Raw genomic sequence first — 23,069 nt, 5'->3', positions numbered from 1 at the left:
ATATCATATTACATTATATACTTCAAGTAGTCCCTTTCCATATTAATACCATTATTATCAACAATAAACATATGAATTTCAGCCTTAGATTTTATATATGAATCTATATTGATTTTAAAACTTAAATCCTTATCTCCTGCAATCATTATCATAAATCTATTAGGGGACAGTTTTATAGCTTGAATTTTATCATCAACAATGTTTATTGATTTACTAGACACTTGATTGGACTCTGAAGTTTGAATATTTATGGCATTACAGTTGTCAGCTATAATAAAATATACCTTTTCTACTTGTTCCTCAGTTATTTCTTCCATTGAAGATACTTTTCCTAATATATCTTCCAAATAATTCTTGGATTTATATAAGATATTTGTATGATTTCCTTCTAATACTATATGATTCCCACCTAAATATCCCAATGTACTAGTTGTAGTTACTGTGCCATCTCCATAACTTGTTTTAATTGTATCTATAGGCTTTCCATCTGACCATAATACTTTCTTTCTTTTATTTATGTTTACTATAAACTCATTATTTGTAGCTACTCCTGTACCACTTACAATGAACGTTTTATTTTTATCCATTATAATATTTTCCAGTCCATTTAAAAATGGATTACTAACAATCATATCCTCGACAGAGACCGTCTTCATAACTTCTTTATCTTTAAATAATAAATAGTCTCCATATTTATAACTTGGAAGTAAATCCTGTACCACTGGAAATATTTTTCTTAAACCTTCTATATAGTTTACCCTATGAAACAAACTATAGTATAATATAAACCCAAATTTCACTGCATTATATAAAATATTATCTTCTACTTTAGAATAAGGCAATTTCCCTCCACTCCAAAAATAATAGGCATTTACAGAACCTAAATTTGGAGTACCTATCATAATTAGTTTATCTATAGTTAAAGGATATATATAGCACATATAGGCTCTTCCCACTAATCCACCTAAACTATGCCCTATAAGAATTACCTTATCCATTCCTGATTTTCTTTTGGCTTCCTCAATAGTGGGAATCAAATACCTTTCTACTATTTCCAATACAGGTTTTTTCCAATCATAATAGGATATATATAAGTTTTTATTTTCTTCATAACCCATAGAGTTTAGTATTCCAATAAATGGTCTATAGATTTTCTCTGCAAATCCAAAGGAAAAATCTCCAGTTCCATTTATTACATCATCGCCCATGGAGCCAAAAAGTCCTGGTATAAAAACAATAGGATAATCCATAATCATTCTCCCTTCTGTTTTTATATTAGGATATTCAAGTTAATTATATAATGTTATTCTTTTCTAGATTCAATAATTTTTCTTTTAAATCTATTCCACCTGCAAATCCTACTAACTTTCCATTAGTACCAACTACTCTATGGCAAGGTACAATTATAGCCACAGGATTTTTATTTAATACACTTCCTACAGCTCTAGGTCCCTTTGGACATCCTACTATTTCAGCCATTTCTTTATAAGTTCTAGTTTCACCATAGGGAATATTTATTAGCTCTTTCCATACTTTTTCTTGAAAAGGAGTTCCTTTAAATAAAAAAGGTATAGTAAATTCCTTTAGACTTCCTTCTAGATACTTAATTATTTCATCATGATAATTATAATCATTTTTATCTACCTCTACAGGAGTACCGTAGTATCTTTTCATATATTTCAAATTGTCCCCTTCTTCTGCAAAGGAAAGACCTATAACTCCTTCTTCAATAAAATATACTGTTAGTTTTCCTATGGGTGAATTAAATGAGTAATATTTTGGATTCATTTTTTTCATCTCCTAGTATTTAAATTTAAATCTTATAAGTATTTTATCATAAATTTTATTTATGATATAGGACTAGTTAAGGAATTCTGTAACAATACTTTAACTATAAATGTATTTTCAACTTGTTCATAATTCATATACCCGTTATATTTATCTACTATTTTATTTATATTCTCCAAACCAAATCCGTGAAACAGCTTGTCTTTTTTGTAGTCAAATCCTGTCTTTTTCAATTCTAGCTTTATCAAAAAAATTCCTTATTTATATTGATAAGTATTCTTACAATAGTATCTTTTAATAAATAAAAGAATAATTACTACTTTGACCTTCATCTCTACCATATCTTTAAATATATCATAGATATAGTAAATATTTTATCAAATTTTGAAGGAATCAGAATATAAAAAAGTTACTTTAATTTTAAAGTAACTTTTTTATATTGAGACTATCGAAAAAAGCCTTAATTTCTTAAGAAAAGTAAGAAATTAGGCTTTTTTCTCCTTATATAATTAAATTTATTAAATTTTAATTGAAGTTACCCTATATTTAATGGCTTTTCTGGTATTATCACTATTCCTTTTCCTGCTTGTCCAGCAGTCTTGCAATCTTTTTGACATTATAAGCAGCCCCTGTCACTAGGACTTGAGCTTTTACTGCATGTGACCCACGATAATGTGCATATCTCATACCCATCAATTCTTTTAAATCTGCAAATGCCCTTTCAACGGTTTCTTTCCTTCGTTGATAAAGATTTTTGCCCTTTTCTGTCTTCATGAAAGAGCGAACTTCATCGGCATAATGTTCTTTGATATGTCGTCTAATTATCCTTGTTTGCTCTGAGGAAATTTCTCCTGTGGTATTACTTTCGTATAAACATTTATCGCGTTTAGGACATTTATTACAAATGTTTTTATCACTTTCATACTCCACATAACCTTGTCGTGTTGTAGTTTTATATTTTAATTCTTCTCCTTCAAAGCAACGATATATATCTTCTTCTGGGTAGTATTCAAACCAATACTTTGATTTTTTACCTTTTTTTCCTGCATATTTTCTTGGTCCAATTACTGGTGTTATTCCTTTAGTACTTAGTTCTTCTATTATATCTAGATTAAAATATCCTGCATCTGCACCTGCATACTTTGGAGCTAAATTTAGTTTTTTAAACATGTCCTCTAGGTTATCTATATATACTGTGCTATCATGAACATTGCCTGGTGTTACGTGTGCACTTAGTAGTATATTATTTGAGCTATCAACTGTGCCATGAACCAAATGATAAAATCCTATTGGTTTTCTGTCTCGATGCATATATCCACTATCAGGATCGGTCTTACTTACTTTTCTTGAATGAACTTCTATTTTAGAATCTGCTGGCTTTAAGGCTTTCTGATCTTTACTAATTCGCTTATCGTTTATTAACATTAGTAACGACTCATCTTCTTCTATTACACGTTCTTCTGTTACATTTTCAAACTTTGAGTTACTAGCATTAGCCTTTACATGTGTCGAATCGGTATATACAATTTTTCCCTCTACAAATCCGTGGTCTATAGCCATTAGTACTATTTCGTTAAATATATCTTCGTATATTGTTGAATCTTTGAATCTTACTGCTCTATTATGGCTTATGGTTGAATGGTCTGGTATGGATTCAGTTAATCCATATCCTAAGAACCAACGGTAAGCCATATTATGATGTATTGCATCTACTAGCTTTTCTTCGGAACGGATGCCATCAAGTGCTTGAATAAGTGACATTTTAAACAATACTACAGGGTCAATTGATGGTCTACCTCTATCTTCTGCATAATATGGCTCAACTAAGTCATAGATAAAGTCAAAGTTAATGTGTTTATCTATTTTTCTTAAGTCATGATCTGGTTTTACTAACTGTTCTAACATTACTAATTCCAATTCAAATTGTTGATTCTTTCTTTTGCCTCTTGTCATCATAATATATCACCTCATATACTATATACGACATAAAAAAAGAAAATCCTTTTTGAATTTAGGATTTTCTTAAAAATATTTTACTTTTTCGATGAACTCAATATAAAAAAGTTACTTTAATTTTAAAGTAACTTTTTTATATTTTAAGAGTTAGCTAAATATCATTTGTTGCATCAAAAGTATTTTGTAGATCACAAAGGTATCTATAATGCTTAAAAAATTAGTTATTTCATAGAAAGTGAAGTAACTACTATAATAATGGCAATATCAATCATCAGCGATAATATAATGGGTGTTTGTCCATAAAAACATTCATATGGACTAGTGATTTCTAAAGGAATTTCTGATTGATATTGTTTCTCTTGTTTCTTTGCAATAAATTTATCTCTGCAAAAAATCGTGCCACTTTTTTCCAAAAGTGTGACATTTTTACTTAACTTATACTTCTTGCCTGAATAAAAATATATTACAATTGCTATTAATAAAAATCCTATTTCGATTGTTCTATTAATAGTTACTGGTATCTCAAATATTCCATAGGATAAAGCTAAAGAATTAGATAAGGCATGCATTAATATGGTTAAGACTAAGGATTTAGTTTTTATAAATAAATAACCTAACCATAACCCCACCGTGAAAGCTGTAAAAAATTGAAACATATTTCCATGAATAAGTGCAAACAATAATGCTGAAGTAATGATTGCAAATTTATCTCCATACTTTCTAAGAATATTTAATATTATTCCTCTAAATGTACATTCTTCTAAAATAGGCGCTACTAAACAAGTAGAAACTATTGTTGCTATAGATGTAATGTTATCTGATGAAAACTTTTCAGGGTCAAATTCAAAAGTAAATCCAAATAAGTCCAAAAATGCGAATATCATAACAGATATATAAGATCCTATCATCATAATAGGATAACTAATAATAAAAGCTTTAATTATGGATATTAACCCTATACTTTCAATATTAAATATATCTTTAGATAATATATTTTCCTTTCTATAATGAAATAATAGTATTAAAGGCAAACTCATAAATGATATTTTACTAGGAATATTTACAAAATAACTATTTTCTATTACTGTTAATTTACCACTTGAAGATAATAATGCACTGACTAAAGAAAATATAAGAGCTACTACTAAAATCATAGATCTACCTTTTAAATAAACCCACCCTAATTCATTTAAATCTTTTTCCATTTCGTTTAATGAATATAAACTCATGTTATTCTCCTTTATTTATAAAATTAAATGTGTGAAGCTGTAAGTTTCTATATTTGATCTCTCTTTCACCGTTAATTTGGATTAAATAATTATATACCTATTATTGACTATTTGTAATTCAAGTTCACAATCTAAATCTTGTGAATCATAAATCTAAAATATAACCTAACAGGACACAATCAGCATAATATGCCACATGATATACATGAACATGTACTTGCTGTACACAGCATAGTTGCAATTTTATTAGAATTATCAATTTCAATCTTAATATTTTGTAAATCTAAATCAAAATCATCATATTTATTCATTCTATCCCCTCCTTAAATTTTCAAATATAATGGTGATAAATACATTTAATTCATTACTCCTTGCAAAGATGATATATTATGATATAAAGTAAATATAATGTAAAACTTGCTAAGGTAATATCTAAACTAGATAAAGCTATTGTAAAATTAAAAGTGTAGGGCTGTGGGTTTAATTTAACTTTATTTTTTTATTCTCTTACAATTATGCTATTCATAGATGTACAAGGCCCTACTGAACAATTATCTGATACACATCTTTCAATTATGCTTTTAAATATCTCACAAGTAACTGAAGCAGAAGCAGATATACATGGTAAATCTATTTGCTTATAAGTATTATCTACTCCAAGACTTTTTACATCTAGATCAAAATCATCATATTTTGACATAGTATCCTCCTTTTTATCTTATAAATTCTATTGATTAGTATCCTCATATCATATCCAACATACCCTACACATTTAAAAACACTTTAAAATTTATTAGCTCTATCTATACATTTAAATTACCTGGTCATTATAAAAATCACTATGATATTCTTGTCTTTATGGATTTCAATGTAAATCTTTATTTAATTTAAACCTCAAATCATTTCTTATTTCTTCTATCATAGTATTTTATAATTAGAACTTGAATAATTCCGCAATACTATAAGTAAATTTATTTTTTTATGCAATGGATTCAATATCATCTACTAAATCAATGGCATTTTGTAAATCATAAAGGTATCTATAGTGTTTATTTAAATTCATTAATTCTTCATGGGTTCCCTCTTCTATTAATTTACCCTCTTTTAATACAAGTACCTTAGATGATATCTTTCTTAGGTTATATAATCTATGGGATATAAATATACTTATCTTATCTTTTGTTAGATCTGAAGTTCTTTTAAATATTTCATGTTCTGATACTGGATCTAAGGATGCACTTGGTTCATCTAATATATAACAATCTGCATCTCTTAGAAATGCTCGAGATAGTGCTATTCTTTGCCATTGTCCTCCTGATAATTGAACTCCTTCATCAAACCATACTCCTAGCTGTGTATCTATTCCTTTTGGTAAATTACTAACCATCTCTCTTGCATAAGCCTTATCTATTGCCTCTTGTAGTTTTATATCATTATCTATTAAATCTATATTTCCTAATCCTATATTTTCTCTACAGGTTAATTCATATTTATTAAAGTCTTGAAATATAATCCCTACTTTACTGCCCAGATCTTCCTTATTTATTCTCTTTATTGACACTCCGTTAATTAGTATTTCGCCCTCATAATCATGATAAAATCCTGATATTAGCTTTACCAATGTGGATTTTCCTGAACCATTCTCTCCTACTAAAGAAATGTTTTCTCCTTTTCTTATTTTAAAACTTATATTCCTTAAAGCATATTCTTGTCTATTAGGGTATTTAAAACTAACATCCATGAGCTCTATTGTGTTTATTTCTTTTATTGGTATACTATCTGATATTGATAGTTCTTCTTTTACTGGCATTTCTAGAAAGTCAAATAGTTGTTTTATATATAGATTGTTTTGGTACATTGCTGATATTGAGCTTAGTAAACCTTCCATATTTCCTTTTATATTTGAAAGACTTCTTATGTACGCAACTGTATTTCCTAATAGGATTTCTCCTATATAAGCAGATTTCACTATTAGGTATAGTATAAATCCTCCCACTATTTGATCTAATATCTCAAATATAAATGATGCTAATGTTCTCTTTTTGATTATCTTTTTATCTTGTTTAATAAACTTTTTATTTAGTTTCTTATATCCTTCAATAAGATAATCTCCTAGTCTATAAATCTTTATTTCTTTAAATGCTATATCATTGGTCATTAGATAATTGAGATACCAAGATTTTCTTCTTTCTTGTGATCTTCCATACTCTATTTTATATTGTAAATGTCCCATTTTAGCCATATAAATTGTTGATATAATTGGAATAATTACTACTAGAAGTATCACCCAAGGTTTCCAATGTAATAGTATAGCTAAGGATGATATAAGCCCTAAAAATTGACTTATTAGACTTAGCACTATGGAAAATACTGCATAGGGTCTTTCTATGGCTTCATTTTGTGCCCTTCTTAGCTTGTCATAGACTTCTGAGTTTTCAAAATCACTTAGGCTAAGAGTTTTTGCCTTATTTAGTATCATTACACTCATTTTATAATTTAAATCTATTTTAAATATACTTTGTAGATATGAGTTTAATTGTAAAATTATATATCCAAATGAATTTAAACTTAAATATACTATTAATGGATACAATACATACATAAACTCCTTGTCTCTACTTGTTTGTATGGCATTTAAAAGGGATTGTGTGGCAAGTATAGAAACTGCAGGAAGCATACCATTTATTATATAAAACATGCTAATTAATATTAGATGAAGTTTTCTAATGCTCCATAATAGTTTAAATACCTTTGGAAATGATTTGAAGGATTTTATTGCATCTTTTAAATTAAATGAATATATTTCTTGATTCATAGTCTCCTCCTTTGGTCAATACTTATGAAACTGGTACTCTATTTTGTCAATTTTTTTTCATATTTCGGTGATTACAATTCTGATATGTATTCCTGTAAGCTATTATAAGAAATCAACCCAGTATCTACCCAGTATCTTATTTCACTGTCTTCTGATTTTTCTAATATATCTTTATCAACAGAGGAATACGTAGATTTAAATAAATTAAATATCTCTTCTAATATCTGGTTTGATTTTCCTTTATTCATTTTAATTGATTCAATTAATCCACTAGATACTGACTCAACAAACTCTATCTCTCTAGCATTTTTATTAATAGTTTCATATCTATATTTACCAATAACATTTGTCCCTAAATAGGTTAACATCTTTACTAAGTATGATTCAACATACTCACATCCATTATTACTACTTGTAACAAAAACCACACCAAGTTTACCACTTAAACGTAATAAATGAAGCCAATATGATATTCTATCTATAAAAATCTTCATTGTTCCTGATACATTATGAGCATAGACAGGTGACGCAAATATAATAATATCAGCATCTAACATTTTTTCTTTAAGAATTCTCATATCATCTAATTTATCCAAAGGACATTTACCTTGTCTGAAACACTGTCCACATCCTAGGCATGGTTTTAAATCTATAAATCCACTGTGATATATATCGTAAACTATATTAGTATCTAAAATTTGCATATTCTTCAATATCTCATTTAATAAATGGAAGGTAATCGAATTCTTTGAATTTGAAGCTGTAAAAGCAAATACCTTTTTCATTATATTAACCTCTTTTCAATCTATTTTATTATTAAATGATTTTCAAAATCTGTTTTATCTTTAACTATTGAAATTAATGACAATATAATTCCTGATGTCCCTTCTAAAAAGCTATTATTTTCAGTAGCTCTCTTAACAATCTTTCCATCTTCATATAAAGTTTCCTTATTTTTAAAACCAAATCGTGACTCTTCTACGTATAGACTAAGTAATTCATCTATTATTTTATACATACCATTCTTAATATTATCATTTTTAGTCTCTTTATAAGTTAAATTTAGTATAGATAGTAATCCTGCATACCCATGGCAAAGTATTGGTGACTCCAGATTATAATCTAATATATTCATTAAAGCTATCTTCTCCATATTTTCAAAGGAAAACTTCATCATTTTTTCATCACCTATATTCTTTGATGCCACATATAGAGATCTTGAGATACCAATATTCCCATAGCACCAGCTTGCAATTCTTGGTCTGAGTTCGTCATTGGCCACTCCAGCTATATAATCTTCAAAACTTAGTTGAGTTGGCCAAAATATACTTCCATCTTGGGATGTAATGGAATAGTTTTTATATTCCTCTATAAAACTTTCAATTGCTTCTCTATGCCCCTCTAGAATTTCTCCTTGACCATAAGCTTTTGAAAGTGTAACCATGGGACCAGCAATTCCATGAGCTAATCCGAAATTAAAGTTTCCTTTTGGAAATTTTAATTTTTCATCATTTCTAAATTGATTTCTTGATTTAATATGCCAATTAGGTATCATTTCTTTTTCTAATAAGTGCTTCCCTGATAACTTTATCAGATATCGCATTACATCATGAAGCAATTCATTTTCTTGTTCATTTTTATGAATTAATAGCATATAGTATCCCATTCCTGCTAAACCAGATATTATATCATAATGTTGCATTGTTAGTTCATTAAAGTTAGAATTACAGTAATCTAAATACTGCTTTATATAATTAAAAATTAATTTATTTATACTATCTAAAAATTTACCATAATGTCCAGTATTTTTATTTAGCAAGTACGTAGCAAATCCTGTATCACAAAGTCCACCAAATAAAGATATTGATTTGTTAATAGCAGGATTTATTAGCTCTCTTTTTATATCATTCATAATAATATAAGATATTTCCAACCATTTGTCTTTATCCTCAAACAACGGAAAAGCTTCCGCAATTGTCATTATATATTCATTCAATTCTAAGGGATTTGTAATTGATCTATTAACAGATGTTAATAAATCATTAAAATATCTATTTAATATCCTATCAATCTTTTTTAGCCGGCTAGAGTTTAGTTCAAAACAACTTTCTTTAATAACTAATTGCTTTATGTTCATTTTATCCTCCCACTAACGTTTTCATATTTCTTTTCTTGGCATTTATAGCATATAAGCTATGTCGAGTTAATGCTAGAATTTTTCTTTCCCAGTTTCGATCTCCCATAAATCTATTACAAAACATATGAATAACAGTTAAAAGAATATTTGTTTTTGTATTAGCTAAGTTTCCACGATCATCAACTTCATTAATCATTCTCCTATACTTTAAAATACTATCATCTCTTAAAATCAAAAGATCTCTTAATACATTTATTTCAATTAAATCATTATTCTCCTGCCAATCTAATACAGAGTTTACAATATCAATATATTTATTTCTTTCCTTTACAAATTGATCTCTATACTCATTTTTTTGAATAACCATTGATAAAAGGTTTTCCTCTATTTCTACATCATCAATAAATTTATCTATTAACGTCATAATTCCTATGATTCCTAGAATATCGTCTTCTATATTAAAGTTTTTTTTCTCTTTTAATCCTAATATTCTTGAAACTAACATACTGTCTCTAAAAAATACTTCTTCAGCATAAGTTATTAATTCCACTCCACCATATCTCTCTAGCTCCCTCTCATAAGTATCAATGGTAAATCTGGATACCAATCCATCTCTTTGCATATCTTTAATCCATCTTATAATTTGTGGAAGCAGTTGAAATATGCTAATATCAGATGACCCATTTATTCTTAATCTAATATGCTGCTCAGGGTCAGCATACCTAATAAAGAAATATTTATCTATAGAGCCACTTTCCAATAAGGGTTCTAAAAATTCATTTAGATAAATCCCTATTAATTCATTTATCCTTGTCCTCGTACCATATAATTTAAAATAAATCCAATTATTATCTCCAGGACATATTAATCGCTTATTATCAATAATAGAAATTATATTCTTATTTATTCCTATATTGGATTTCGTTTCCAATACATTTCTATTTTCTTTTGGATGCAATCCTTTCATTGATCTTTTATTTAAAACAAATGGTACAACGATCTCCGAAAAGTATTTCATATTATTTTTATCTTTCACCCATAAATTATCAAAACCATTACCTTCTAATTCTGTAAGAATAATAGGATTAAATGAATTCTTTAATAACTTATAGAGATACTCTATATGCACATCTTTCTTCAAATCTAATAATAATCTATTATCACTTTTTGTTTCATAAACATATCTTGGTATATCCCAACTATTTATGAATTCCTGTATCTCTATTTTAAACTTAGACAAGCTATCTATTTCTCTAAAATCATCTTTATAGATTGTCCATCTTGCACTTGATAATATTGTTTTGCCATAAACAATCCTAGGAATATATTTATAGTCTTTATTTGTTATATTTATTAGTCTATTCACTATATGTACTTCATAAGCGTTTGATATTTCCCTAAGTAATCTATTTATTTTACTGCATGATGCAGTGTTTAACATATTATCAGATATTACCTTTAATTTGCTATTTAACTTTTTTGATTTTACATAAAATCTATTTGTATTCTCATCAATCCCTATATAAATATCCCTAATATCTAGTTCTCTATCAGGAGAACTTGTATTTGATGATAATACAATATGGTAATCATGATTGCTACTATTATTTAATATATTGTTTATTCTTCCATTTCTATACATTTCATGTATATCTACAATAATATAGTTATCCTTACAATTCTTTTTTTCGGATTCATATAAATTATTTAATTTCTGAGTGTATTTCTCTTCCAACAAATCACTAAATCTGCTAAACATGTTTCCAGCTTTATCTGATCCGTAGTTAGGTCCAATATTAAGTTGAAAATTTCCTTTATCTATTTCCTCTTGGGACTCCGAAGTAATTATTACATTTAATTCAAATGACTGAGAAAAATTTAGATTATCTGCCTTAAATTCCTCATTAACATATTTAAGTTCTTCATCTATTATATCAATCTGTTTATCTTGTTTTTTGATTGCTTTTATAATTTTATCATTAATTAATTTTTTAAATCTTTCTTCTCTACGAGATAATGATCTATTACTCCTTATATGCGAATAATTAAAATCATAATCATCAGGAAAACCCAATCCTATATCATTATCAGTAAGTTCAAGTAAAGAAATCTCAGTATCCACACCATATCTTTCCATAAACTTTTCTCTATACTGTTTTAGATATGACGGTTCATTATATTCTTCAGCTATCATAGTCAAAACTTTTGATAAATCATCTAACTCTTGCTTTACAATACTGGAAATCGAATTATTTATGCAGGCAATCGACGTATCTATCTGTAAATATGAATTAGATTTATACATGTTTTCCATGAGATTAATTATTTCAAAATATATTTGTAAATCATTCCCTATCTTTTCTTGATTAAATTTATTTATTTTATATTGAATTATTTTTAGATTATGTAATATATTATTTTTAGAATCCGCCATAGACAATAATGATATAATATAATCTAATGGATCTTTACAATAAATCGGTGGTCGTAACTCTGTTATTAGAAATTCATTATCAATTAACCCTCTTAAAAATTTTTCAATTATTTCAATAGGTACATCATCATATTTTTCTAATATTGAATCGCACAAATCTTTGTAACTTACAAGTGTTTTAGAAAACTCTTGTACAAATTTTACTAATCTTGTATATCTAATGTTAGATTGGTCAAATTTGGAATCTATCTCATTTTGATTATACGTTTGTCCATAATTGGTTCGATATGGATTTTTCATACGATTACCATGGCTATAACATTGATTGTTAAATCTTACTTTAATATTATTAAGTATTGTCTTATCTTTTTCTAATTCTTTTACAATTCCATATATCCATATCATATCAGCTCTAGCTCTTTTTATGTGTTCATTGGAAGACGCTAACATAATATTTGTATTGTCAGAAAATGTTCCACAAGTAACACCTGAAAAAGTTCCATATGGTGTTGGTCTAGTTGACATTCGAATTAAGTATTTCATAATAGAATTACTTAGATTTTGATTCAATTTATTTATGTTCTTATCGTATGTTCTTTTTATTTCATGATATAAATCTAAGCTTGCTATAGCTAAAGACCCTTTTATCACTTCAGCATTTTTTAAATTGGATAGAGATATTCTATTTAATGTGTCTTCTTTACTTAGAGTATCCATTAAATTTAAATAAATTGACGAATCTAAAATTGGAGTTCGCAACATATAGAAATCTCCACAATTATATATTTTATCAAACATATTCAATCCCTCCATAACTTTAAAAAATTAGTTATTTCGTAGAAAATGAAGTAACTATTATAATAATGGCAATATCAATCATTAGGAATAATCTAACAGGTACTTGTCCATAAAAACATTCATATGGACTAGTGATTTCTAAAGGAATTTCTGATTGATATTGTTTCTCTTGTTTCTTTGCAATAGATTTATCTCTGCAAAAAATCGTGTCACTTTTTTCCAAAAGTGTGACATTCTTACTTAACTTATACTTCTTGCCTGAATAAAAATATATAACAATTGCTATTAATCCAAATCCTATTTTAATTGCTATATTAATAATCACTGGTATCTCAAATATTACATAAGATAAAGCTAAAGAATTAGATAATCCATGCATTACTATGGTTAAGGTTAAAGATTTAGTTTTTATAAATAAATAGCCTAACCATAACCCCGTGGTAAAAGCTGTAGAAAATTGAAATATATTTCCATGGATAAGCGCAAACAATAATGCAGAAGTAATGATTGCAAATTTATCTCCATACTTTCTAAGAATATTTAATATTATCCCTCTAAATATAGATTCTTCTAAAATAGGGGCTACTAAACAAGTAGAAACTATTGTTGCTATAGATGTAATGTTATCTGATGAAAATATTTCAGGGTCAAATACAAATGTAACTCCTAATAAATCTAGAAACGTAAATATTAGATCAGTTATATAAACTCCTATCATCATAATAGGATAACTAATAATAAAAGCTTTAATTATGGTCATTAATCCTATGCCTTCAATATTAAATATGTCTTTAGATAATATATTTTCCTTTCTATAATGAAATAATAGCATTAAAAATAAGCATAAAAAGGATATATTAATACGAATATTAATAAAATAACTACTTTCTATTACTGATAATCTTCCACTTGAGGATAATAATGCACTAATTAAAGAAAATATAAAATCTACTATCAAAATCATAGATCTACCTTTTAAATAAACCCATCCTAATTTATTTAAATCTTTTTCCATTTCATTTAACGAATATAAACTCATGTTGTTCTCCTTATCTATAAAATTAAATGTGTGGAGCTGTAATTTTTATTTAGCTTATTTTCCTACAAATATACTATTCGTATTCTCTTACAACTATACTATGCATAGATGTTCTAGGCCCATGACAATTATCTGAACCACAACCTTGTTTCACACTTTCAATTGCAGCATCTGTTACTTTTTCTGTAATATACTTTATAATTTCCTCTGAAGCTTTACACTTCCAACCATCACTCCAACCATTTGTACTATACTCATTATCCATTCCTATACTTTTTATATCTAAATCAAATTCATCATATTTTGACATAGCGTCCTCCTTTTTTTATCCCGAAAATTTAATTAATATCCTCTTATTACAGCTCGCACATTTAAAAACATATATTTATCTTGTCTAAAATCCAATCTTGTTATATAAAATGTCAATAGCTCTACTATTTTTCTTTATTATTTTTAAACTACTCCTTAGATTTTAATAATATCTTATTTAAAATGGTATTAATCAATACAGATATTATAATCCATAGACTTACGTCTATTAACAGCTTTATATTTAATATTCCTTCAGAAAAACTATAACTAAATCCTGTTAATTTATAAATAACTCGAGTAATTATATAAGTTATTATAAGTACCACTATAGGCATATAAGATTTGTCCTTCATTTAATATATCTCCTTTTTAGCTCTGAAATGTAATTTCATCATATTTTTTTACAAATCTTCCTACTAAGTTAAATAAGGTATAAAAAATGATACTTTATTTGGCATTTAAGTAATTAATTCAATTACTCTTCCTGCCTATTAAAGTATCATTTTGTTATATTCCTTTCAATATACTCTGCAAAACTGGGCATTATTTCTGCAACATTGGACTCGTTGCGGAATTTTGCAATAATATATTAACTATAAAATTGTTTTCTTTCTGCTCATAATTTATATGTCCATTATACTTTTCTACCATTTCTTTTACACTTTCTAGTCCAAATCCATGAAATAGCTTATCTTTTTTTGTAGTAGGAATTTTGCCTTTATGAATTTTAACTTTGTTAAATATTGAATTACTTATCTTTATTGATAAATACTCTTCTACCTGAATAATTTTAATTTGAATTTTTTTATTATCTTTCAGTTGTATCTTTTCACAAGCCTCAATAGCATTGTCTAATAGATTACCTAGTATTATGCATAAATCTATTCCTTCTATTTGAGTATTTTGTTCTAAGAAAATAGAAGTCTCTAAATTTATACCTAATTCATTTATTCTTTTTATCTTTGCATTTATTAATGAATCCACAGCTACATTACCAGTATTAATGAAACCTTGGCCTCCAACAATATCCTTACATAATAATTTTAAGTTTTTTATGGCTATTTTATTTTCATTATTCTCTATATATCCTAATATTGCTAGTAGCTGATTTTTAGTATCATGAATTGCTATGCTAATCCTTCTTTGATTTTCAGTTAATTCTTCAAAATGTTTTTTCTGATCTTTGATCTGCTGCCTGAAAAATTCAAGTTTAAGCTTTTCACTTTCATACTTCAATTGTTTTTCAAATAAATAAAAAACGAAAATATTGGCTATAATTAATAATGAAATAGTTAAAACAATCAATAAAGCAATATATGTATTTGTAGTGGCAAAAATCTTCTCAGTAATAATAAATAGTACTAAAATGCTTGAAATAGGCATTAATATTATTGAAAATAATATTTTTTGATAGATTAAAGAATAATTATTATTTCTTCTATATTCATATATCTTTACTATAATAAGTACTAATAACTTAGATACAAGTAGCCCTTGCAGATAATATATTATATTATTTAAAATAAATTGTGGGTTTTCACCAGTTAAAGCAACAAGAATTGCAATTACTATTACTTCGGCTGATACTAGAAAAATAATAAGAATTAAATTTAGTATTATCTTTAATAACAGTTTTCCTTTATATAGCATAGATATAAACATAAGCAATATAAAATAAATTATAGGAAATACAATTGTATTTTTATAATATATAGTTGTAATAATTGTAAGACTCATCATAATAAAATAAGATAACAGTTCTATTTCTTTATTCACCTTACAGTCTTTTAGTAATGCTCTCATATAATAATATGTTATAGCTGTCTCAAGAAATAATCCTACAGTATCTATTAATATTCTAGAGTTATTCATACTATATTCCTCGTAATAAATCTATTAAAATCTTCCATTACTTTTGATCTTAATCTTTTGCTAATTGGAACATTATCTCCATTTTTTAGTAGAATTAAGGTTTTATCAATAATCTTTATATATGCCATGTTTATTAAAAATCCTTGATGACAACGAACAAATCCATAAAATGATAGTTTTTTCTCCTCATCTTTTAATTTACCTATACATTCATATCTATTAATTCCATCAAATATAAACAAATGTCTATTATATGCCTCAATATAAATTATATCTTTAATTTCTAATGTAGCAGTAGAATCCTTGTATTTAACTATGTACCTATAATTATTGACCTTATATTGTTCAATCGCTCTATTAAAATCTTTTCTAAATTCATCTTTATCAATAGGCTTTATAAGAAATTGAAAAGCTCCTATCCTAAAAGTGTCTGACACAAAATTCACATAGCTTGTTATAAAAAAGATTATTATATGATTATTTCTTTTTTTTATTTCTTGTGCAGTGTCTATACCATTTATTTCTTTCATTTCTATATCCAAAAAAAGAAAATCAATTTTTTGCTCATCATCATAGGCATTAATCAAATCTTCTCCACAACTAAATTCTACTATACTCATTTCTGGATATAAGGTTATGTATTCTTCTAAATAATTTTTAATTTTGTTCCTATAAAGTTTTTCATCATCACAGACGGCTATATGCATTATATACACCTACTCTTGAGAAATATTTATTATCATTGATAATATTTTGTTTTTCAATAAGTTTAGTATATCATAAAGACAGTAAATACTTTGTCGGATTTTGTCATAATGTAAAAAGTTATTTTTTTTATATTTAAAAGTAACTTTTATCTTTTGAAGTTATTTAAAATATTAAGCAACTGTATATATTTATTAACTATTATATTAAAAATATACACCCCATTACTTATTTGATTTATATTTTAATAAAATCTCTTTTACATCAATATTTATTTCATCACCTACTCTAATTTTCCAGTTAGAGTGATATAAAGTTATTATTGCTACTATAAGATATATTATAGCCATGAGGATTTGTGCTAAGTCTACATTGACTACATTTTTTAATATAGTCATACCCATGAAAACAGTAAATGAATTCTGCATTATATGTAAAATAGTTGTTACTACAATTGAATTGGTTTTGACTGCAATATATCCATATAATATCCCGAATACTGTAGTATGTACAATTGTAATTATATTGTTATGAAGAATACCAAATATTAATGCTTGAGTTATTATAGCAAATTTGACTCCATATTTTTTTAGTAATCTTAATATTAAATCTCTAAAAACAAATTCTTCTATAAATGGCGAAATCAAACAAATACGAACACCTGTCCAAAACGTAATGCTAATAGCGGATTTATCAACTTTATATAGAATACCTTTATACATTGAATATCCTTTAGTATTTAATATGAATTCAATTATAATTAAAAATAATAAAATTGTATAAACAACAGCATGTTGATATATAAATAGTTTAATCATATCTATTGCTTTGATATTTTTTCTTTTAAAATATTTAATTGGTTCAATATTGTTTTCCATATCTATGGCCTCTTTTCTTAATTAGATTTTAATATCTTAACACTACGTACTATTAAGCTAACATATGGCTATATTATTTTCAATCCAATCGACAAAACTAGACATTACCTCTTAATTATTAGGCTGAATTATGGAATTTAAACAACAAAAAAGAGTAGATACTATACTACTCTTTTCTTAATTCCTACTCTGCTATAAATAAAATCTCTTCAGTTTTCTTATGTGATAATGCATATTTATAATCAGTCTTTTTTAATTCTCTGATATTTTTTTTATATTTCTTTAGTAAATTTAATATTTCATCACAGGATGGAATTCCATCTGACCTGTAAGATACCACTAAAATTGAATCTCTATACCTTTTAAATAACTTATCAAAGGCATCTAGTATTTCATTCTTTTTAGTCCATGGACTTTCGCCTTTTCCCTTTAATGGCTTATGTTTATACTTTGGAAGAATTTTATTTTCCCAATTGTCATAGTCTAACATTCCTTCTAAAAAATGATAGTAGTCTAAATAATCTGTACCCACGCCCTTAGATGTAATATAAGGACTATCTATATAGACCAAATCAAAATCATAGTCCTCAATTGGTAACTCTAAAACATCATAATTCAAGGATTTACATTTCTGCTTATTATCAAATACTGCTCTATTTGCCTCATCTACAAAATTAACAAAATGGTCTTTAAATGATTTATCCCATGTGGTTTTATTGCCAAAGCTCCTTTTAACTTCATCTGTCCTTACATAAAGATTAGCCCTATGGAACAGATTATAAGGTCTTTTTATTATACATGATTGAAATAATCCAAACCATGCTATTGCTTGTTTATATTCATTGTCTATATTTCTTATATTTGTGATAACCATATCTAACCATTGATTTTCTTCCTCTAGAAAAAAAACATCTTTAAAATTATCTTGAATAAAAGATGGATATTTAATATCATGTTTTGCCAATATATATTCAATATCATCTTCCTCTAGTTGTTCATGTGTATTCTCAACTAATGCTTTTCCTATTATATAGTTAAATTTTAATATATCATTGTAATACACTTGCTTTCCTTGCTGTTTAAACATAAAAGAGACGCAGCCTGTTCCACCAAAAGCATCTAATACAGTCCTAAATTTAAAATCTTTAGTGTTAAACCATATCCAGTCTATTATCTTTGCCTTACTACCTTGAAATCTTGTTGTAGGGAAATAATAGTTCTCAAAGCTTTGACTGTTATTTGCATCTTCAAATTCTTCTACTCCTTTAAGTATTAACTGCTCTATTTAAATCACCTTCCTAATTTACTCCTCATCTTCCACTATTAAATCTTCTTCTTCAACATCTTCAACACTAAGATTGGGAGACTTTTTCTTATATTCTATATATTCTTTTAAGTTTTTATAGGGTGGCTTACCTTCTTCCATCATATCTTTTGTCATGTAATACATCCAATAATCATCGAATATATCTATTTCTAGCTTTGAAAATGGTCCTTCTCCCTCTTTAAGTTTTTTTATATTGGTAATTCCTCCAATATTCTTTGTATTTCCAGATCCAGGTCGTGTATTTGCTATTTTATACTTTTCCTGTAGTAAGAATTCTATATTCGTCACTACTGAAAGAATATCTTCTATATCCTCTAAAGTATATATTTCTCTTTCATCTATAGCTCCATCTTGCTTAGTATAAATAATACCCAATACAAAATGCTTAGAATACTGTTCATAAGGATAAAGTATATTTTTATTACTTTGTCTATTTCTGAAATATCCAGTAAATGCTCCCAGTGTAAATCCATTTACAGTAGTATCACTTGTTCTATAAGTTGATTTGATGTCTAATGCATATTTTGTCCCATCTTTGCATATAAAAGTTATATCGGGATAATGATTCTGGTATTCTGCAAGTTCAATCTTTAAGTCATTATCAACTGCAAACTTATGTATAATAGGAAACAACATTAACTCCATAATCTTGCTTACTACTTTTGTATCAACGGAAATTGTATATATATTTTTATATATATCTATAAATCCTTTCACTGTCCAATCTTTATTATGGGTTTGCAAAATATTTATATTATCATTGACTGTCGTCAGTAGTTTCATTCTAAATTTTTCAGCTTCCATATTCCCAATCCCCTTTGTATTCTATGTATTAAGTATTTTTCAAATAGATATATTAATTATCTTTTTAACTGTAAAATGATCCTTTTTCATTATTCCATCTCTTTAACTAATCTCCACTGTTCCCTAGCCATATCATCTAAGCCTGGATTCATTTTTGTAGTTGGAAGTTCTATACAAATGCGAAGCCAAGATGAAGCCTTATCTTTCTCACCTATTCTTCTAGATAACTCACCTACTAAATAGCATAGTTTACTTTCATCCATATTAGTTCCTATTAAAGATTCATTATTATATACATCTATAAAAGTATCTCTTGCTAAAGTTAGAAATCTTATCTCCTCATCATTTTTTTCACTTAATCTATATAGCCATCCAAGATTTAAGCAAATATTTGCAATTTCAATTTTTTTTGCATTTATTAAATTTGCAGCAAGTAATGCTAATTTATAAGTCTCTATTGATTCTTCTAAATTCCTTATTCCACCAAAATCTCTTTTATACCATTTAGGAGATATATTCTTTCTAATTATTTCTATTTCGCTAGGTTTAATATCTTCAAATCTAGTTTCTAAAGCTCCATATCCACAATGGGGGCATACAAACACACTATATTTTATAGGATTTTCCGTGCTATAATGATTTAAAAAGTCCTCATCCCTTTTTATAAGCCTTAATCTCGATGTCCTTACTTTTTTAGTTGTAAATTCTCTTTTACATATAGGACAATTCACTTTTTTATCAAATAATTCATTGGTTTCTGACACTTACTACTCCACCTTTCTATAATTATACCTAATTATATTATATCACTAATTATTAGAATTGGCAGGTAAGTAAGGCCCTATTTTATATATATAATCTTTTTTTCTATAATGATCCGTGGTGATTTGTTTTTTAGACACCACTTTTCCGTTTTTCATAATAGTCTTATAGGTATTAACTTTATATCCTGTTCTGCCTTTTTGTATATTTATCTTCTCACCTGGAGACAATTTTCCATCATATATTGTTTCAGTTTTAGGTTGTATAGTCTCTACAATCTGTGGATTTATTTTTACTTGATAATTCTTAGTATTTATATCTCCATAAATATAAATATATATTTGATTTCCTGTTATTTTTGAATAAGTATATATTGGAAAATCAAAGTCATTTCTAAATTTCAAATCTAAATATCCATAAGAAACTGCTGCATCTTGACCATAAGGTACATACCTTGCTGGGATTGAATGAGGACTTCTTTCTATAATCGTAAGGTCAGCCAATAATAATGCGTTATACATGGTAGTTGAAGTTTGACAAACTCCCCCACCAAGCCCTGGAGTTAATTCTCCCCCTATAATTACATTTGCTTCTTTATATCCAGACTCTTGAGTTCTTGGTCCAGTGGTATTATTATATGAAAATTCTTGTCCAGGTAAAATAAGTTTATTACTAATTGCTTCAGCTGATAACCTAATATTTTCTATTCTTCCTTTACTACTTCCTTTAAAAGACGTGGAGTATTCCCCTATTACTCCATTTATTCTACTTAAAAATTCTTTTGTAAGATTAGGCACTATATCTTTAACTGGAATCTCTATATCTTTTAATTCATATATATTTTTATCTATTAAAGTGACTAAATCTTCCAAAACAACTTTTTTTCCAACTGTATGATCTGTAACTGTAATTTTTCCTTTATTAAAATTTATCTTAGCGTCTATAGGTTCTATATTTATTTCCCGGGAAATGTTTTTTGATATATTTTCTATCTTATCTTCACTATAAAAGGATTTAAGAGGAATATCCAGACCTGTCTTTAACTTTTTTATATCCCTTAATCTTTTGATAAAGTTTCCTTCTCTGCCTAAAGTAAAAGCATGACTAACAGCACTATCATATTCATAGGAAAATCCTATCTGCTTCAAATTTATTTTATATATTTTTCCACCATATAACAAATTCATATATTTTTCTTGAATTTCAGCTTCTTTTGTTTTCTTTATAAACTCTAAGGCTTGTTCTTTTGTTTTGTTCTCTACACTATAACCATCTATTTTTACACCTTTATAAATGGTGTTTATATTTAAAATGTTTTTATAAACATAAATTCCTGCTCCTAAGATTGTAGCCACTAATATTATAGAAATAGATAATAATATAATTATGGACTTTTTCATATATTACCTCCGAATTATAATAATCAATTTTTACATAAATTTATTCTTATATATTATATTTATATGGCTTCAATGTTTATTACTCATAAATTGATTTATTATTATTCATTTTATTATTATCTAAGGTCTATCTATATATTCTAAACTAATATTCATCTATTCTTGAACTTCCCTTTCATAATAAAAGCAATATTCCCTTACGGGGCATATATCACATAAAGGTTTTCTAGCCTTGCAAATTCTTCTTCCATGAAAGATTAGTAAATGATGAGCCTTTGACCATATTTGTTTATCTATATTATCCATTAAATCCTTTTCTGTATCTAAAACATTTTTACTATCAGCTAATCCTATTCTATTAGCCACTCTAAAAACATGAGTATCTACGGCAATGCCTGGTATATCAAAGGCATTTGATAATACTACATTTGCAGTTTTTCTACCTACTCCTGGGAGTTTAGTCAGTTCTTCCATAGTATCAGGTACTTGGCTATTATGATTTTCTATAAGTAATCTACAAGTTTCCAATATATTCTTTCCCTTAGTTTTATAAAATCCGCAGGATTTGATTCTTTTTCCTATTTCTTCTTCTGATAACTTTATATAATCCTCTGGTGTTTTAAGTTCTTGGAATAGTACGGATGTAGTCTTATTTACTTGAACATCTGTACATTGTGCTGAAAGTATAGTCGCTATTAATAGTTCAAATGGATTAGTATAGTTTAGCTCTGCCTTTGCATCTGGAAACCTTTCGTCTAGTTTTTCTAAAACTACTTTTATTTCTTCTTTTGATAACATCTTCTTCATTTTATC

Annotated in this window: 22 protein-coding genes; all 22 read right to left on the bottom strand. The window is 26.8% G+C overall.

All coding sequences use genetic code 11. The annotated features are described in order from the left end of the window. Window positions 1-8: 8 nt before the first annotated feature. On the bottom strand, window positions 9-1,250 hold the full coding sequence (locus KQI41_RS05605) for an esterase/lipase family protein (protein WP_195837995.1): 1,242 nt from the start codon (window positions 1,248-1,250) through the stop codon (window positions 9-11). Window positions 1,251-1,293: 43 nt separating this feature from the next. Next, window positions 1,294-1,788: a methylated-DNA--[protein]-cysteine S-methyltransferase gene (locus tag KQI41_RS05600; RefSeq protein ID WP_216584987.1), complete on the bottom strand. Its 495-nt coding sequence runs from the start codon at window positions 1,786-1,788 to the stop codon at window positions 1,294-1,296. 59 nt (window positions 1,789-1,847) lie between these two features. Beyond that, window positions 1,848-2,036, bottom strand: a complete 189-nt coding sequence (locus KQI41_RS05595; protein ID WP_154440982.1) for a GHKL domain-containing protein — start codon at window positions 2,034-2,036, stop codon at window positions 1,848-1,850. 322 nt (window positions 2,037-2,358) lie between these two features. Beyond that, window positions 2,359-3,744 (bottom strand): IS1182 family transposase, encoded by a 1,386-nt coding sequence (locus KQI41_RS05590; protein WP_216584986.1) that lies wholly within the window; start codon window positions 3,742-3,744, stop codon window positions 2,359-2,361. Between the two features lie 221 nt (window positions 3,745-3,965). Further along, window positions 3,966-4,973, bottom strand: coding sequence for a CPBP family intramembrane glutamic endopeptidase (locus tag KQI41_RS05585; RefSeq protein ID WP_216584985.1), 1,008 nt, complete (start codon window positions 4,971-4,973; stop codon window positions 3,966-3,968). 179 nt (window positions 4,974-5,152) lie between these two features. Then, on the bottom strand, window positions 5,153-5,284 hold the full coding sequence (locus tag KQI41_RS19080) for a hypothetical protein (RefSeq protein WP_280634051.1): 132 nt from the start codon (window positions 5,282-5,284) through the stop codon (window positions 5,153-5,155). Between the two features lie 188 nt (window positions 5,285-5,472). Then, on the bottom strand, window positions 5,473-5,673 hold the full coding sequence (locus KQI41_RS05580) for a hypothetical protein (protein WP_154440988.1): 201 nt from the start codon (window positions 5,671-5,673) through the stop codon (window positions 5,473-5,475). 279 nt (window positions 5,674-5,952) lie between these two features. Further along, complete coding sequence (locus tag KQI41_RS05575; RefSeq protein ID WP_216584984.1) at window positions 5,953-7,788, bottom strand: ABC transporter ATP-binding protein; 1,836 nt, start codon at window positions 7,786-7,788, stop codon at window positions 5,953-5,955. Window positions 7,789-7,859: 71 nt separating this feature from the next. Further along, the gene (locus KQI41_RS05570; RefSeq protein WP_216584983.1) at window positions 7,860-8,573 is read right to left on the bottom strand and encodes a flavodoxin family protein; all 714 of its coding nucleotides are present in this window, start codon (window positions 8,571-8,573) and stop codon (window positions 7,860-7,862) included. A 20-nt stretch (window positions 8,574-8,593) separates the two neighbouring features. Beyond that, entirely contained in the window at window positions 8,594-9,925 is a 1,332-nt protein-coding gene (locus tag KQI41_RS05565; RefSeq protein ID WP_216584982.1) for a lanthionine synthetase C family protein, read from the bottom strand. 1 nt (window position 9,926) lies between these two features. Beyond that, window positions 9,927-13,157, bottom strand: a complete 3,231-nt coding sequence (locus KQI41_RS05560; protein ID WP_216584981.1) for a lantibiotic dehydratase — start codon at window positions 13,155-13,157, stop codon at window positions 9,927-9,929. Between the two features lie 31 nt (window positions 13,158-13,188). After that, a complete protein-coding gene (locus tag KQI41_RS05555) occupies window positions 13,189-14,196 on the bottom strand; it encodes a CPBP family intramembrane glutamic endopeptidase (protein WP_216584980.1) in 1,008 nt (335 codons plus the stop codon). Between the two features lie 73 nt (window positions 14,197-14,269). After that, a complete protein-coding gene (locus tag KQI41_RS05550; RefSeq protein ID WP_216584979.1) occupies window positions 14,270-14,506 on the bottom strand; it encodes a hypothetical protein in 237 nt (78 codons plus the stop codon). Between the two features lie 148 nt (window positions 14,507-14,654). Further along, the gene (locus tag KQI41_RS05545) at window positions 14,655-14,861 is read right to left on the bottom strand and encodes a hypothetical protein (RefSeq protein WP_216584978.1); all 207 of its coding nucleotides are present in this window, start codon (window positions 14,859-14,861) and stop codon (window positions 14,655-14,657) included. A gap of 190 nt (window positions 14,862-15,051) precedes the next feature. After that, the gene (locus KQI41_RS05540; RefSeq protein WP_216584977.1) at window positions 15,052-16,380 is read right to left on the bottom strand and encodes an ATP-binding protein; all 1,329 of its coding nucleotides are present in this window, start codon (window positions 16,378-16,380) and stop codon (window positions 15,052-15,054) included. Further along, window positions 16,377-17,087 carry a LytR/AlgR family response regulator transcription factor gene (locus tag KQI41_RS05535; RefSeq protein WP_216584976.1) on the bottom strand — a complete coding sequence of 237 codons (711 nt, stop codon included), beginning with the start codon at window positions 17,085-17,087 and terminating at the stop codon, window positions 16,377-16,379. Before KQI41_RS05535 ends, KQI41_RS05540 begins: the two co-directional genes overlap by 4 nt. Before the next feature lie 222 nt (window positions 17,088-17,309). Next, window positions 17,310-17,963 (bottom strand): CPBP family intramembrane glutamic endopeptidase, encoded by a 654-nt coding sequence (locus KQI41_RS05530; protein WP_216584975.1) that lies wholly within the window; start codon window positions 17,961-17,963, stop codon window positions 17,310-17,312. Between the two features lie 184 nt (window positions 17,964-18,147). After that, the gene (locus KQI41_RS05525) at window positions 18,148-19,236 is read right to left on the bottom strand and encodes a DNA adenine methylase (protein ID WP_342366210.1); all 1,089 of its coding nucleotides are present in this window, start codon (window positions 19,234-19,236) and stop codon (window positions 18,148-18,150) included. A gap of 30 nt (window positions 19,237-19,266) precedes the next feature. Further along, window positions 19,267-20,094: a type II restriction endonuclease gene (locus KQI41_RS05520; protein WP_154439967.1), complete on the bottom strand. Its 828-nt coding sequence runs from the start codon at window positions 20,092-20,094 to the stop codon at window positions 19,267-19,269. A gap of 89 nt (window positions 20,095-20,183) precedes the next feature. After that, the gene (locus KQI41_RS05515; protein ID WP_216584974.1) at window positions 20,184-20,858 is read right to left on the bottom strand and encodes a DUF2225 domain-containing protein; all 675 of its coding nucleotides are present in this window, start codon (window positions 20,856-20,858) and stop codon (window positions 20,184-20,186) included. Window positions 20,859-20,903: 45 nt separating this feature from the next. Continuing rightward, window positions 20,904-22,256, bottom strand: a complete 1,353-nt coding sequence (locus tag KQI41_RS05510) for a VanW family protein (RefSeq protein WP_154439968.1) — start codon at window positions 22,254-22,256, stop codon at window positions 20,904-20,906. Window positions 22,257-22,412: 156 nt separating this feature from the next. Further along, entirely contained in the window at window positions 22,413-23,063 is a 651-nt protein-coding gene (gene nth, locus KQI41_RS05505) for an endonuclease III (protein ID WP_216584973.1), read from the bottom strand. Window positions 23,064-23,069: the final 6 nt, after the last annotated feature.

The sequence above is a fragment of the Tissierella pigra genome (assembly GCF_018917845.1).
Classification (GTDB): Bacteria; Bacillota; Clostridia; order Tissierellales; family Tissierellaceae; genus Tissierella; species Tissierella pigra.
The sequence above is the reverse complement of the archived record's forward strand: the minus strand, read 5'-3'. Positions and strand labels throughout refer to the sequence as shown.

What these genes read in the sequence shown, in the direction of transcription:
- nth (WP_216584973.1), bottom strand. Translation starts at nt 23,063, where the DNA reads ATGAAGAAGATGTTATCAAAAGAAGAAATAAAAGTAGTTTTAGAAAAA.
- KQI41_RS05550 (WP_216584979.1), bottom strand. Translation starts at nt 14,506, where the DNA reads ATGTCAAAATATGATGAATTTGATTTAGATATAAAAAGTATAGGAATG.
- KQI41_RS05540 (WP_216584977.1), bottom strand. Translation starts at nt 16,380, where the DNA reads ATGAATAACTCTAGAATATTAATAGATACTGTAGGATTATTTCTTGAG.
- KQI41_RS05575 (WP_216584984.1), bottom strand. Translation starts at nt 7,788, where the DNA reads ATGAATCAAGAAATATATTCATTTAATTTAAAAGATGCAATAAAATCC.
- KQI41_RS05535 (WP_216584976.1), bottom strand. Translation starts at nt 17,087, where the DNA reads ATGCATATAGCCGTCTGTGATGATGAAAAACTTTATAGGAACAAAATT.
- KQI41_RS05580 (WP_154440988.1), bottom strand. Translation starts at nt 5,673, where the DNA reads ATGTCAAAATATGATGATTTTGATCTAGATGTAAAAAGTCTTGGAGTA.
- KQI41_RS05590 (WP_216584986.1), bottom strand. Translation starts at nt 3,744, where the DNA reads ATGATGACAAGAGGCAAAAGAAAGAATCAACAATTTGAATTGGAATTA.
- KQI41_RS05565 (WP_216584982.1), bottom strand. Translation starts at nt 9,925, where the DNA reads ATGAACATAAAGCAATTAGTTATTAAAGAAAGTTGTTTTGAACTAAAC.
- KQI41_RS05605 (WP_195837995.1), bottom strand. Translation starts at nt 1,250, where the DNA reads ATGGATTATCCTATTGTTTTTATACCAGGACTTTTTGGCTCCATGGGC.
- KQI41_RS05520 (WP_154439967.1), bottom strand. Translation starts at nt 20,094, where the DNA reads ATGGAAGCTGAAAAATTTAGAATGAAACTACTGACGACAGTCAATGAT.
- KQI41_RS05555 (WP_216584980.1), bottom strand. Translation starts at nt 14,196, where the DNA reads ATGAGTTTATATTCGTTAAATGAAATGGAAAAAGATTTAAATAAATTA.
- KQI41_RS05545 (WP_216584978.1), bottom strand. Translation starts at nt 14,861, where the DNA reads ATGAAGGACAAATCTTATATGCCTATAGTGGTACTTATAATAACTTAT.
- KQI41_RS19080 (WP_280634051.1), bottom strand. Translation starts at nt 5,284, where the DNA reads ATGAATAAATATGATGATTTTGATTTAGATTTACAAAATATTAAGATT.
- KQI41_RS05560 (WP_216584981.1), bottom strand. Translation starts at nt 13,157, where the DNA reads ATGTTTGATAAAATATATAATTGTGGAGATTTCTATATGTTGCGAACT.
- KQI41_RS05530 (WP_216584975.1), bottom strand. Translation starts at nt 17,963, where the DNA reads ATGGAAAACAATATTGAACCAATTAAATATTTTAAAAGAAAAAATATC.
- KQI41_RS05600 (WP_216584987.1), bottom strand. Translation starts at nt 1,788, where the DNA reads ATGAATCCAAAATATTACTCATTTAATTCACCCATAGGAAAACTAACA.
- KQI41_RS05585 (WP_216584985.1), bottom strand. Translation starts at nt 4,973, where the DNA reads ATGAGTTTATATTCATTAAACGAAATGGAAAAAGATTTAAATGAATTA.
- KQI41_RS05570 (WP_216584983.1), bottom strand. Translation starts at nt 8,573, where the DNA reads ATGAAAAAGGTATTTGCTTTTACAGCTTCAAATTCAAAGAATTCGATT.
- KQI41_RS05510 (WP_154439968.1), bottom strand. Translation starts at nt 22,256, where the DNA reads ATGAAAAAGTCCATAATTATATTATTATCTATTTCTATAATATTAGTG.